A 12982-nucleotide genomic window follows, 5' to 3' on the forward strand; every position below is an offset into this window, starting at 1 on the left:
TTAGCTGGAGGACGGATCACCGCCCTGCTTCCGTTCCAATCTAGCTCTCCCGCTGCGGCGCTGAATTAATCTGGGTTAGTGTCGCGCAGCATTCGCACAAATTTATCGGCTATCGCGCTGGTTCTGCTGACGCCGTGCCGGTACCAAGCTCGATAATCTCTGCGGTGATGGCTTCTTGGCGCACGCGCCGCATTTTGGCCTGAAAGGTCAGCAGTTCGCTTGCGATTTGACTGCCAGCGGCGGTCATGGCTTCCATGCGGGCCTCATTCTCGGCGGCAAAGGCGTGCAGCGCTGACTTGCAGACCTGCGCGTTGAAATAGTCTTGTCCCAACGCGGCGATCAGCGGCTCTTCGGGCAAATGGGTCAAGGGATGAGTGGCGGTGGCCGGGGGCAGGTTCTCCAGATCGATCGGAAACAGCCGCTGCCGGACAAGCGCAGGGCGTCCTTTGATCCAACCGGTGAACAGGGTATCTAGGCAGGTGATGCGCCCTTCGGCAACAGCCTGATAAATCGCCGTTGTGATCCGGTGGGCCAGCTTTGGAATGCCGGGCGTGTGTGAGGGCAAAGGAGCCGTCCAATGCGGCTCCAGCCCGCGTTCCTGAGCAATGGTCGCACCGCGCGTGCCGATAAGGAACAACAACTCCGGTGCGCCCTCGGCCGCGAGAGCATCGAGAACCCGCTCGCTGAAAGCGCCGGCAAAGCCTTGCTCGGCCGTAAATACCAGCATCCCGCGTTTGTTCATACCTGTGTCAGAGCTGTTCTGTTTGCTCGTTGCCGTCGGATGCAGGACAGACGCCATTGCTCCTGCAATCGTGGCGGCATAGCGATCCACGGCCTGAACCTGACCGCGGGCGACATGCGCGCGCGCACCGGCAATCCCCTTCATTGCGTTAACCACTGCGCCCAGTTGGCGGATGCCCTCAATCCGCGCACTGATGTCGGCCAACCGCTCTGTCATGGTGCTTGGGGCGCGGTTGCGTCGCCAGTTAGGGTGGTGGCGAGTTGTTTGAGCGCCTCCAACACCTTTTCACGCATTTCATGCTCAAGCTGCCCAGTCTGGTCCAGAGCGACTTCCAGTTCGGGAACCTCTTTGTCCAGCGTGAGGGGAAGTGCCGCGCGAAAGGCGGGGATCACGCCAAGCGGCACGCTGTCCAGCACCCCTGACTGCACAGCAACCATGAGCGCGACCTCATCACTCAAGCGGTAAGGCGTATGCTGTGACTGGCGCAGCGCTTCTCTGATCCGCGCACCACGGGTCAGCTGTGCGCGCACGCGGCCATCGGGCATGCCACCAAAGCGGGTGAAGACTTCCAGTTCCAGAAACTGCGCATAATCGAGCCGGAGCGTGCCCGCTGCCTTTCGCAGCACGGGCGCTTGGGTTTTACCGCCCACACGGCTGACGCTGAGCCCGACATCTACTGCCGGCTTTTGGCCCTGATGAAATAGGGCGGAATCCAGTACGATTTGCCCGTCGGTGATCGAGATCAGGTTGGTTGGAATATAGGCTGACAGGTTTCCAGAATCCGTCTCGGCGATAGGCAGCGCGGTGAGCGAGCCGCCCCCGCGTTCTTTGGACAGCTTGGCTGCACGCTCCAATAGTCTGGCGTGGATATAGAACACATCGCCCGGATAGGCCTCACGGCCCGGTGACTGACGGGTTAGCAGCGCGATTTCGCGGTGAGTGGCGGCGTGTTTGGACAGGTCGTCGATCACGATCAACGCGTGCTGGCCCTTGTCGCGGAAATGCTCGGCCATCGTCATACCGGCATAAGGCGCGATCCATTGCAGGCCTGGCGCCTCGGCAGAGCCTGCGACAACGGCGATACAGCGTGCGAAATTACCCCGCGCCTGAAGCGCGTCTATGGCGCGTCGCACGCTAGATGTCTTTTGCCCGACAGCGACATAGACGCAGATCATGTCACTGTGTGCTTGCGCGATGATCGCGTCGATCGCAAGGGTAGTCTTGCCGGTCGAATGGTCCCCGACGATCAACTCCCGCTGACCGCGACCAAGTGCAAACAGCGTGTCCACCACGACGACCCCTGTCTGCACTGGTTCTGTCACCAGATCGCGCTCGATGATTGAAGGGGCCGGCTGTTCAATCGGATTGAACAGGTCGCTGTCAATGGGTCCTTTATTATCAAGCGGACGGCCAAGCGGATCCACGATACGGCCCAGTAACGCCTCACCGACCGGAACGCGCGTAATCTCGCCGGTGCCGAATACTGAATCCCCCGATTGCACATCTGTGACGGCATCCAGCAGGACACACCCGACCAGGTCAGCGTCCAGCACTCGGGCAAAGCCGACCTGACCGCCTTCAAAGCGCAGCACCTCGTCCAGGCGCACATTGCGCAAGCCCGAGATCATCGCCACACCGTCGCCGATTTCTTCTACCCGCCCGCGGTGCTCGGTCCGAGGACCGATTGCGGCACTTTGCAATGCCTTGTTGGTTGTGCTGATCCAGTTTGGGATGTCAGGTGGCATCGGTCACTACCTTTTGAACCTGCATCAGGTCGGCTTGCCAACTGTTGCGCAGGACGAAATGCGCGCTGCGCAGTTCAAGCCCGCCAAGCAATGCAGGCTCGACGACAAAGCGCACATCCGGTTTGCTTCCGAGGGCTTTGTGTACTGCTTTCACGATATTGTCCCGCTCTGCACTGGCATCCTGAGCGGTGACAATTTCGATGTCGGATTGAGCGTCCAACAAGGCCGCACGATCGGTGGATGGCATCTGGGTGATCGTATCGACAAGCTGGGCCAGAAAGGCAGCGTGCACAGCCGGCCCGTTCAACCGCTCCAACAGTTTGCCTGCAATCTTGAGCGACAGGTCAGCGGCTTCGACGGCATTGGCCTTTTGCGCGGACAGAGTTTGCTTATCGATGGAGGCTTTTGCCGCTGCACGCAGCTTTTCGGCGTCAGCCTGTGCGCTTGCCAACGTTGCCTTGGCTGCAGTTTCGGCCTCTGCCCTTGCAGCATCCAGCACTGCGGCGCGTTCGGCTTTGATGCCGCCGCGTGCCTTGGTGACCTCTGCCAAGGCGGCGTTGGCCTCGTCCTGTTTGGCTTGGGCTGTTTCCATCACCGCTTGGGCGGTTTCCTGACGTCTGGCGATGGCCGCAGCGACAGGGCGCCAGAAGACGCGGCTTAGCAGCCAGACGAGGATCAGCACGTTGATGGCTTGTAGCCCAAGCCCCCAGAAGTCGATTGTCATAGTTCTATCCCAGCAACGGGTTGGCAAAGAGCAACAGCAGCGCGATCACCAGACAATAGATTGCCGTGGTCTCGATCATCGCGAGACCGACAAAAAGCGTGCGTGAGATCGTGTTTGCAGCTTCGGGCTGGCGCGCGATGGCGTCCATCGCAGCAGCGACAGCACGTCCTTCGGCAATCGCAGGGCCAAGCGCGCCGAACGATACGGCAAAGGCGGCACCAAGAATGCTGGCTAGTGCAAGATAGTCCATTATATATCCTTTTGGTTTTCAGAGGGGGATTGCTCGGAAGAGCCATCGGTGACGGTGGAGGCGATGAACACCATGGCCAGAACCGCAAATATATAGGCCTGCACCAGACCCGTCAGCAGATCGAGTGCCATCAGCGGGATCGGTACCAGCAACCCCGCCAGCGAGGCGACAATGCCGATGATGAAAACGCCGCTCATGACATTGCCGAACAGGCGCACGAACATGGAAAATACCCGCGTCAGGCTTTGCAGGATGTTAAGCGGAATCATCACCGGATTAGGCGCAGCAAAAGATTTGAGATACCCGCCAACCCCGTCACCACGCACGCCGAACCAGATCACAGAGATGAAAACCAGCAGCGCAAGGGCGGCGTCGGTTTCCAACTGGGCGGTCGGCGGCTCTATTCCGGGGATGAGAGAGGACCAGTTGGCGGCAAGGATGAAAATGAACAGCGTGCCGATGAAGGCGCGGTAGGGGGCGGGCCGCGCGCCGGTTGTTTCGGTAATCTGGGCGTCGAGCGTGGCAACGATCAGCTCAAGCGCTGCCTGCCATTTCGTCGGGATTAGCGCCAGCTTACGGGTAAGCACAAAGGCCCCCGCGACCAGCACCGCCATGATCACCCAAGTCGTCAGCACCGCTTGCGTGATCGGCACAGGACCTAGCTGGAACAGGGCCACAGACTCCAGCGGGGAGTTCATGGCGCTTCCTTTCGCATCTGCCGCATCATCAGCGCTTTGGCACAGAGTAGGCCTGCCAATGCGGCCAGCAAGGGGGCACCGCCCGCAAGAACTGCGATGAAAAAACCGGTGCCCACCAGCGAGAGGCGGCCAAGCGTCAGGGCAAGCGCCTTGAGCGGCGCGCCTTCGCCAACAATCAGGTTGGTCGTCTCGCGCAGAGCGCGGAAATAGCCGTACCCGATGATGAGGCCGCCCAGAAAACCCGTGGGAAGGGTGACGGAAAGAGGAAGGGTCGTAAGATCAATCATCGTGCATTCATCCATTTCCATGCGGTCCAGCCACCAAGGCAAACACCTAGAAACATCAACGGCGCGCTCCAGAAGATACCGCTTTCAAAACGCGCATCAATCATTCGGCCCAGAAACAGACCCGCCAATGTCGGCACCACGAATATCCAACCCAGCACTCCGATCTGCGCCAACCGGCGGCCCACTGACATGTCGCCCTGACGTAACCACCGCGCGCGGCGGTCGCGGCGCAATCGTGTCTGTTTAACCAGCGGATCTTCGTCTGCGTCATCTTTGTGTTGGCGGGTCACCGGAACGCTCCTCCGTCGGCGCCTGATTTCAAGCGGCTGACCATGTGTCGGATTGCATTGAATTGTAGGCGCATTGTCTCGATATGTTCCACCCGCTCGCTATCGGCGTCTGCTTGAAAGCGGGCCAGGACATCGCTGTCCAACGTGCTGAGGTGCTCTCCTGTCACCGCCTCGCGGGTCGCGATTTTAATGTCGGAGGCATCCCCCACAGTCATCACGCCACCGCGCAAAGCGCAAAAATGCTCTGCGCTAGCGGTGCGCCAGCTCACGATGGAGATCGCAAGCGATGTCACAAACGGGGCATGGCCGGGCAGAATACCAAAGCCGCCGGTGGCATCCTCGGCACGCAGGCTGTCAATGTCTTCATCCACCACAACGGCCAACGGCGTATTTATCTTCAACCTCATGCCGCGTCTTCCTTGGCACTGGCAGCGGCCTCTTTCTTGCGCGCATCTTCTAGCGTGCCGACCATGTAAAGAGAGCTTTCTGACCAATCATCGGCCACGCCGTCCAGTATGGCGCGGCAGCCGCTGAGCGTCTCGGCAAGCGGAACAGTCGCCCCCGGCGTGCCGGTGAAGGCTTCGGTTACCATGAAGGGTTGGGTCAGGAAACGCTGTAAGCGACGTGCGCGCTTGACGATCAAGCGGTCCTCGGCGCCCAGCTCTTCAACGCCCAGCAAAGAGATGATGTCGGTGAGTTCCCGAAACCGTGCCAGCGCCTGCCGCACTTCTTCGGCGGCTTTGTAGTGCACATCCCCCACCACCAACGGATCCAACAACATTGAGGAGGAACCAAGCGGATCAATTGCGGGATAGAACCCCTCGGCTGCCTGTGCGCGGCTTAGCACGATGACGCAGTCCATATGGCTGGAAATAGTCGTGACAGCCGGATCGGTGAAATCATCGGCAGGCACATAGACCGCCTGAATGGCCGTAACCGCAGACCCCGCCACCGAGGCGATGCGTTCTTGCAGCCCTGCAACTTCGGTGGCGAGGGTCGGTTGATATCCCACGCGTGAGGGCAGGCGACCCAGCAGGCTGGACACCTCTGCACCGGCCTGCACAAAGCGAAACACATTATCCATGAGCAGCAGCACATTCTGGTGCTTTTGGTCACGAAAGTACTCCGAGATCGTTAGCGCCGTCATCGGGGCACGCCAGCGCGCACCAGGAGGTTCGTTCATTTGGCCGTAAACCATCACGGTGCGCTCAAGCACGCCTGAATCCTGCATCTCGGTCAGTAATTCATGTCCCTCGCGAGAGCGCTCTCCCACGCCGGCAAATACCGAAATACCCTCGTACTTTTCGACCATGGCGCGGATCAGTTCCATTACCAGAACAGTCTTGCCCACGCCCGCGCCACCGAACATCGCGGCCTTACCTCCCTGCGCCATAGGGGTCAGCAGGTCGATCACCTTGATGCCTGTCTCGAACACTTCGGTGGTTCGGGTCTGGTCGCTCAATTTTGGCGCATGCGCATGAATAGAACGTCGCGGGGTATCTTCGGGTAAATCGGGCCCATCGTCTTTGGGGGTACCCACCACGTCCAACAAGCGCCCAAGAACTGCTGTGCCGACGGGCACCGCAACCGGCCCGTCTGTCGCGCGGACGGCAACCCCGCGCGCAAGTCCGGCGGTTGATTGGAACGCCACGGCGCGCAGGCAGGTCAGGTCCTGATGACTATGAACCTCGAGAATCAGGGGGGTGGGGCGGTCCCATTCTACAATCAACGCTGTGTTGATCGCGGGCAAATTGCCACCAGCAAAGACCACATCCACAACCGCCCCCCTGACCGCGTGAACAACGCCGACGGACTGCTGCGTTGGATCGGGGATCTTGACAGGTTCTGGCATTTGTTCGGCGGGCTTTCTAAGTGGAATTGGTAGGACTATGTTAACGGTACTGCAATTTTCACGTACTGATCAGTGTTAGCACTGCGCGCTTTTCCGCAGGTTTTTATAACGGATGATAGGCCGCTAACCCCGATCAGTGCACCCAATGTTACAGTGGGAGAAGCTAATATTCGCAGTTGCCTTGCTGGCGGCGCTTTTTGAGGAGAGAAACATGAATGGATACTTTGGAAATATCGAAGAACTGGCCGAAGAGAACACCAATTTTCGGCAGGTGCTATATTCGGGGACCAAGCTGCAACTGGTTCTGATGTCGCTTGAGCCAGGTCAGGAGATCGGTGGAGAGATTCACGCAGACACCGACCAATTTTTTCGCATCGAAGAAGGCAAAGGTCGCTTTGTGATAGACGGCACCCCCCACAAGATTGGCCCCGGCGACGGGATCGTGGTTCCGGCTGGCGCGCATCACAATGTGTTCTGCACAGGCCATGAGCCGCTCAAGCTTTACACGATCTACGGCCCTCCACATCATGAGGACCAGCTTGTCCAGAAGACGAAAGCCGAAGCTGACGCCTCCGAGGAGAGTTTCGAAGGGCAAGCCACTGAAAAAACCGGGGGCGTGGTACAAGTATAAACGTCGCCGAGGAGCGGCGCAGTTTTCATTGTCGACTAAAAGTGCGCGCCGTCCGCTTGGTCAAGCGAGGCGCGCACAAGCAGGTCAGAGCGGCACATTGTTAAACAGGTCATCGTCGTCAGAGTCAGATTTGTTTTTTGCCGTAGCCGCTTTTTCCTGAGCGGGCTTTTTGGGATACGCCTTCGCTTGTTTTTTGATCTCCTCAGAGGATTTTGTTGAAGTGTCCTGTGCGGTTTTATCTGTATCTGTCATGGCAGTCTCGCTTCTGTCAAAAGTTGTAGGTCACCACCTTCCGGCAATAACTGTCCGCAAAGTAGCAGTGACGAATGTCATGCATGTGACACGCAGAAAGTCGGCGTATCGTTAGGGTGCGATCATAGCGTTTGCAGTCGAACGTGATCGCCGCAATGCCGTGATAAAGGAGGGCTGGTGTCCTCACACTGATTTAGTTTAGCTGGAATCGAGTTCGGCTGAAAGTACCTACAAGCGCAGCGGTTCGCCGGTTTTTCTCATTATGCGTCCTCTATCAGTGGTTCTGTGTGCAAAGTGCTTTTCAGACCCCCCGCAGAGCAACCGCGCAAACGATGCGGAAATCCACGTGCCGCAAACTAACATGGATCAGTGAAATGGCCGACGGTGGCGTGGCATTTAGGCGAAACAGGCCTTGTGCAGACAACAGGTTTTGCTGGTAGACTTAGGTCAAAGTGAAGGAATCCGAATGTCCAACGACCCATACGAAGCGCTTGGCCTGGCCAAGACTGCCTCGGCAGACGAGATCAAGAAAGCCTACCGCAAGCTGGTGCGCACCAGCCACCCCGATCTGCATCCCGATGACGCAGGCGCAGAGGCGCGGTTCAAAGCGATATCAGCAGCCTACGACATACTCAAAGACCCAGAAAGCCGCGCGCGATTTGACGCCGGAGAAATCGACGGGTTGGGGGCCGAACAGCCTCAGCGCCAGTACTACCGTGATTTCACGGATGCGCCCGAGAACAGATACCAGCAAAGCCACGGTTTTGGTGCGGATGCTGACCCCGCTGATATCTTTGCCGATATCTTGCGCAATCGCGCCCGTCAGGGGGGCCGTGAAGGATTTGATTCGCGCGGCTTTTCTGCTGCGGGCAGGGACGCAAGTTATACTTTGAGCGTGCCTTTTCTGGATGCTGTGCGCGGCGCTGAGACTGGCATCACCTTGCCTGATGGCGCGCGGTTGTCGGTGAAAATTCCGCGCGGCACAGAGGACGGTCAGACGTTGCGATTGCGCGGCAAGGGTGCGCTGGGTTTCGGCGGAGGGCCTTCCGGTGATGCGCTGATTACGATTTCCGTGCTTCCCCATGCCGTGTTTACCCGTGACGGGGACGATATAGTGCTGACATTGCCGATCACGATTGATGAGGCCGTTCTGGGCGGGAAGGTCACGACGCCGACCATCGATGGCCCCGTGGGGCTGACGATTCCTGCGAACGCCAGTTCGGGCCGGATACTGCGTCTGCGAGGGCGCGGGGTTGCACGGGCGGGCAAGAAGGCTCAGGGCGATCAGCGGGTGGAACTAAAGATCGTCGCGCCGCCTAATGCCGATGAAAGCTTGAAGGAATTTCTGACAGAGTGGCGCAAGTCCCAAACGTTTGATCCAAGGGCCGATCTGATGAAAGGAGCATCAACATGACAGAACGGTATTCTCAGGACGATGTCGTTGCGACCGTCACACGGCTGACGCACACGCAACTGGTGCGCTTTATCGACGGGGATCTTGTCAAACCGCGGCGCGAGGAGGGCGTATATGTCTTTCTGCCAATCGATATCTCGCGGCTGGAACTGTTGTGTGATCTGACGATAGACATGGAGATGGACGATATTGCACTTGGCGTTGTGGTCTCGTTGCTGGACCAGTTGCATGCCGCACGCAGGGATCTTGCCGATATGGCGCGCGCTGTCGATGGTCTACCAGCTGACGTGCAGGAGAATATTTTCGCAGCACTGAAGCAAAGCTAGATGAAGCCCACGTCTGTCGTGTTAGGGCCGCTGTTTCAGGACCGCCTGAAGGTCGCCCTTTTGGCTATCGCCTTGGCCGGACTTGTTATCGGGCTCTGTCTGTTGCTCGCCGGACTGTCAGATGTAGCCAAGCTGGTTTTCGCGGCGGGCGTTGTGCCCGTGCTGGTGGCGCTTGTCTTTGAGGTATTACGCAGTGTTGGACGCGGTGAGTTCGGGCTTGATATCGTCGCCGCCTTGTCGATGTCCGCAGCGCTTGTGTTTGGGGAAGCGCTGGCGGCGGCGGTGGTCGCACTCATGTACTCCGGTGGTACTTTTCTGGAAAGCTTTGCCGAAGGGCGCGCCCGCCGGGAGATGAGCGCTCTTTTGTCGCGCGTGCCCAGGACGGCTACGCGGCACGAAAACGGCGCACTCTGCGAGGTGCCGCTGGATGATCTTGCGCCGGATGATTTGATCCTGATCCGCCAAGGGGATGTGGCGCCGGTGGATGGAAAGGTTGAAAGCGATGCCGCGATGCTTGACCAGTCGGCCCTGACTGGTGAGGCGATGCCGGTGCGCCTGATGCGTGGCAATGACGTCATGAGCGGCTCTACCAATGCAGGGGATGCCTTTGATCTGCGGGTGACACGGGCCGCAGCCGACAGCACCTATGCAGGCATTGTGCGGTTGGTGGAAGCGGCACAGGCGTCCAAGGCGCCGATGGCGCGCCTTGCTGACCGCTGGTCGCTTCTGTTTCTTGTAGTCACCGTTTGTCTGGCATTTGCCGCGTGGTGGTTCACTGGCGATCCTATCCGGGCTGTCGCCGTTTTGGTGGTCGCGACACCCTGTCCCCTGATCCTCGCTGTGCCGGTCGCTTTGGTGGCGGGGCTGTCGCGGGCCGCGCATTACGGTGTGTTGATTAAGGGCGCCAAGCCTCTTGAAACGCTGGCGCGGATCAAAACCCTAATCCTCGACAAGACTGGTACGCTCACCGACGGGCGGCCGCAGATTGTATCAATCCAGACCTTTGGCGACTCGGGGGAAGGGGAAATACTGCTGGTAGCAGCCGCGCTTGATCAGGCGTCAAAACATCCGATCGCGCAAGCGATTGTCGCAGCTGCCCAAGCGCGTGGCCTTACCTTGCCCCCACCTGAAAACATGGTCGAGACTGCCGGCGAAGGGGTTACAGGCACTGTCAACGGACGCGCAGTTGCCGTGGGTGGGATTACCTTTGTCACAGCGCACACAGAAGTTGCGACACCTGATACTGACGCGCTTGAAGAAGGGGCCGTTGTTGTCGCAGTGGCCATTGAGGGGCGTCTTGCAGGGCATATCGTCATGGCCGATCCTCTGCGTGAAGGCACGGGCGCGCTGTTGTCCGGTCTGCGCCGTCTCGGGATTGTCCGCATCCTGCTGGCTACGGGAGACCGCCTTGCTGTGGCGAAAGAGGTTACAGCGGGGCTGGGTTTGGACGCCGTCCGCGCTGAGCTGACTCCTGACCAAAAGGTGTCACTTGTCCTGACGGAGCGCACTAACGGGCCGGTCATGATGGTGGGGGACGGTGTGAACGATGCACCTGCGCTGGCCGCTGCGGACATCGGGGTTGCCATGGGCGCACGGGGGGCTGCAGCCTCGGCCGAAGCGGCGGATGTTGTGCTGCTCGTCGACCGCCTCGACCGTCTGCTGCCGGGCATTGAGATCGCCATCGGCGCGCGCCGGATCGCGTTGCAAAGCGTTGTAGCAGGTATTGGTCTTTCGATATTGGGTATGATCGCCGCTGCGTTTGGTTATCTGACACCGGTGCAAGGCGCGGTTTTGCAAGAAGTTATCGACGTGGCAGTCATCCTGAACGCGTTGCGGACCCTCAGGATTAAACCGCAATTCTGACATCAAACAGGGCCAACTCTAGCGCGGCAGATACGCTAGGGGAATGATGGCATGACCAACGCCGCACAAAACACCTGAACACCCTGGAACGAAGCGACCCCTGCGTTTGCTATGCCGCACAACGCCGCAAGACCGCGGTGGAAAAAGGCTGATCTTGGTTTCCGGCCCGACGGATTTCACTCCGGTTCGCTGGTCGTCCTGCAAACAGCCGATGAAAAAAATCTGCCATGCCAGAGAACTGAAAGCCGGGTGGCAACGTTAGTCTTCTGACACCTGCCACACCCGAAGCCGCACTGGGCTGTGGGAGTGGCGGCCAGAACGGCATGGATTGGTGATTTCCCATCCGCGCCCTCGAACACCCCTGATGGCGGACTAATCCTGTCCGCCACGTCGTTGAAACTAAGGGAGCTTTTATCATGTCTACCGAAGTTAACAAAAACGTCGCCTCTCTGAACGCTGTGCTGGGTGAGACTTTTCGTCTTTATGTCCAGACACACGGGTACCACTGGAACGTTGAGGGCCCGAATTTTCGTCAGCTGCACGCAACCTTTGAAGCGCAGTATCAAAACCTCTGGGCTGCGCTGGACGAAATAGCCGAGCGTATCCGCGCGCTTGGGACCTATGCGCCGGCCAACGTGGCCGCATTGATGGCTTTGGCCGATCCGGAGGAGGAGGCAGCTCAATCAGCTGATGATATGGTTGCCAAGTTGATCAAAGGGCACGAGGCTTTGGCCAACACTCTTCGCAAGGCCATCAAGACGGCTGCTTCTGCTGAAGATGAAGTATCCGCAGGTTTCTTGACCGATCGTCTGGAATGGCACGAGAAAGAACTGTGGATGATGCGGGCCAGCGCGCGCTGAGCCTTCGATATTAACACATCAACGCGTTTGCCGTCCTAGAATGGGACGGCAGGAGCTGTTCTAGGAGAAAACCCATGTCCAACCCGACAGTCAAACCCTTCTGGGACGCGCCAACGGGAAGTTGGCAGTATGTTTTCCACGATCCCCAGACCATGAAAGGTGCCATCATCGACCCTGTGCTGGATTTTGATCCGCTTGCGGGGGCGACGTCGACTGCCAATGCAGAGCGCATTCTCACTTACGTAAAGAGTACCGGAATAGAGGTTGTCTGGATTCTCGACACCCACCCGCATGCTGATCACTTCTCGGCTGCGCATTGGCTGTCTAAGGAACTGGATGCACCAACGGCGATTGGCGCGAAAGTCACGGGCGTTCAACAGCTTTGGGCAGAGATATACAATCTGCCAGATGATTTCCCCGTGGATGGCAGTCAGTGGGACCAGTTGTTGGAAGACGGGGCGGAGTTCATGGTCGGAGAAGTGCCTGTCAGGGTCATGTTTTCACCGGGCCATACTTTGGCTTCCATAACTTTCGTCGCGGGTGATGCGGCGTTTGTGCATGACACGTTGATGATGCCCGACAGCGGATCATCCCGCGCCGATTTTCCGGGTGGAAGTTCGGAAGCGCTGTACCAGAGCATTCAGGACATTCTGGCGCTTCCGGATGCTACGCGAGTATATGTTGGACACGACTATTCGCCAAATGGTCGTGACCCTGCCTGTGTTGCCACCGTCGCTGAACACAAGATATCAAATATTCACTTCCACGATGACCCTGACAAAGCGACCTATTGTGCTCTGCGCGACAAGCGCGACAGCACGCTTCCATTGCCAAAGCTGATGCTGGCGGCTTTGCAGGTAAACATACGTGGAGGACGCCTTCCGGCACCAGAGGATAACGGGCGTGCGTACCTGAAACTCCCGATGAACTACTTCTTATCAAGATAACTGCAGTGCTCTTCTAATCGGGTTTGCGGAACCGCTGTTGTATTGGTCGCAGTAGGCGTAACATAGGGCATTGTGAATATGAATGTGCCCAATGTGCGCTG

At 58.6% G+C, this 12982-nt stretch carries 16 protein-coding genes; 6 read left to right on the plus strand and 10 right to left on the minus strand.

Annotated features, from left to right (window positions below):
* Positions 1-109: 109 nt before the first annotated feature.
* From V7730_RS13720 to atpD, 9 genes are read right to left on the minus strand one after another with little or no spacing between them, the layout of a single operon-like run.
* Positions 110-958 (minus strand): F0F1 ATP synthase subunit gamma, encoded by an 849-nt coding sequence (locus V7730_RS13720; protein ID WP_335748161.1) that lies wholly within the window; start codon positions 956-958, stop codon positions 110-112.
* On the minus strand, positions 955-2487 hold the full coding sequence (locus tag V7730_RS13725) for a F0F1 ATP synthase subunit alpha (RefSeq protein ID WP_335748162.1): 1533 nt from the start codon (positions 2485-2487) through the stop codon (positions 955-957). The genes V7730_RS13720 and V7730_RS13725 overlap by 4 nt, the downstream gene beginning before the upstream one ends.
* A complete protein-coding gene (locus V7730_RS13730) occupies positions 2477-3211 on the minus strand; it encodes an ATP synthase F0 subunit B (protein ID WP_335748163.1) in 735 nt (244 codons plus the stop codon). The genes V7730_RS13725 and V7730_RS13730 overlap by 11 nt, the downstream gene beginning before the upstream one ends.
* A 4-nt stretch (positions 3212-3215) precedes the next feature.
* Positions 3216-3461 (minus strand): F0F1 ATP synthase subunit C, encoded by a 246-nt coding sequence (locus tag V7730_RS13735; RefSeq protein WP_335748164.1) that lies wholly within the window; start codon positions 3459-3461, stop codon positions 3216-3218.
* Positions 3461-4159 carry a F0F1 ATP synthase subunit A gene (locus V7730_RS13740; protein ID WP_335748165.1) on the minus strand — a complete coding sequence of 233 codons (699 nt, stop codon included), beginning with the start codon at positions 4157-4159 and terminating at the stop codon, positions 3461-3463. The genes V7730_RS13735 and V7730_RS13740 overlap by 1 nt, the downstream gene beginning before the upstream one ends.
* The gene (locus V7730_RS13745) at positions 4156-4446 is read right to left on the minus strand and encodes an N-ATPase subunit AtpR (RefSeq protein ID WP_335748166.1); all 291 of its coding nucleotides are present in this window, start codon (positions 4444-4446) and stop codon (positions 4156-4158) included. Before V7730_RS13745 ends, V7730_RS13740 begins: the two co-directional genes overlap by 4 nt.
* The gene (locus V7730_RS13750; protein ID WP_335748167.1) at positions 4443-4736 is read right to left on the minus strand and encodes an AtpZ/AtpI family protein; all 294 of its coding nucleotides are present in this window, start codon (positions 4734-4736) and stop codon (positions 4443-4445) included. The genes V7730_RS13745 and V7730_RS13750 overlap by 4 nt, the downstream gene beginning before the upstream one ends.
* Positions 4733-5143 carry a F0F1 ATP synthase subunit epsilon gene (locus V7730_RS13755; RefSeq protein ID WP_335748168.1) on the minus strand — a complete coding sequence of 137 codons (411 nt, stop codon included), beginning with the start codon at positions 5141-5143 and terminating at the stop codon, positions 4733-4735. Before V7730_RS13755 ends, V7730_RS13750 begins: the two co-directional genes overlap by 4 nt.
* Positions 5140-6588 carry a F0F1 ATP synthase subunit beta gene (gene atpD / locus V7730_RS13760; protein WP_335748169.1) on the minus strand — a complete coding sequence of 483 codons (1449 nt, stop codon included), beginning with the start codon at positions 6586-6588 and terminating at the stop codon, positions 5140-5142. The genes V7730_RS13755 and atpD overlap by 4 nt, the downstream gene beginning before the upstream one ends.
* Before the next feature lie 211 nt (positions 6589-6799).
* Here atpD and V7730_RS13765 point away from each other — a divergent pair, with 211 nt between their 5' ends.
* Complete coding sequence (locus V7730_RS13765) at positions 6800-7219, plus strand: cupin domain-containing protein (RefSeq protein WP_335748170.1); 420 nt, start codon at positions 6800-6802, stop codon at positions 7217-7219.
* A gap of 84 nt (positions 7220-7303) precedes the next feature.
* Here the strand turns inward: V7730_RS13765 and V7730_RS13770 are convergent, their stop codons facing one another.
* Positions 7304-7471, minus strand: a complete 168-nt coding sequence (locus V7730_RS13770; protein ID WP_335748171.1) for a hypothetical protein — start codon at positions 7469-7471, stop codon at positions 7304-7306.
* Between the two features lie 466 nt (positions 7472-7937).
* Here V7730_RS13770 and V7730_RS13775 point away from each other — a divergent pair, with 466 nt between their 5' ends.
* The 5 genes from V7730_RS13775 to V7730_RS13795 all read left to right on the plus strand — a co-directional run bounded on the left by V7730_RS13775 (position 7938) and on the right by V7730_RS13795 (position 12881).
* Positions 7938-8885, plus strand: coding sequence for a J domain-containing protein (locus V7730_RS13775; protein WP_335748172.1), 948 nt, complete (start codon positions 7938-7940; stop codon positions 8883-8885).
* Entirely contained in the window at positions 8882-9211 is a 330-nt protein-coding gene (locus tag V7730_RS13780) for a hypothetical protein (protein ID WP_335748173.1), read from the plus strand. The genes V7730_RS13775 and V7730_RS13780 overlap by 4 nt, the downstream gene beginning before the upstream one ends.
* Positions 9212-11074 (plus strand): heavy metal translocating P-type ATPase, encoded by a 1863-nt coding sequence (locus V7730_RS13785; RefSeq protein WP_335748174.1) that lies wholly within the window; start codon positions 9212-9214, stop codon positions 11072-11074.
* Between the two features lie 416 nt (positions 11075-11490).
* On the plus strand, positions 11491-11934 hold the full coding sequence (locus V7730_RS13790; protein WP_335748175.1) for a Dps family protein: 444 nt from the start codon (positions 11491-11493) through the stop codon (positions 11932-11934).
* A 74-nt stretch (positions 11935-12008) separates the two neighbouring features.
* Positions 12009-12881 (plus strand): MBL fold metallo-hydrolase, encoded by an 873-nt coding sequence (locus tag V7730_RS13795; protein ID WP_335748176.1) that lies wholly within the window; start codon positions 12009-12011, stop codon positions 12879-12881.
* Positions 12882-12982 lie beyond the last annotated feature (101 nt).

Source organism: Sulfitobacter sp., from assembly GCF_036961165.1.
In the GTDB taxonomy this organism is placed as follows: domain Bacteria; phylum Pseudomonadota; class Alphaproteobacteria; order Rhodobacterales; family Rhodobacteraceae; genus Sulfitobacter.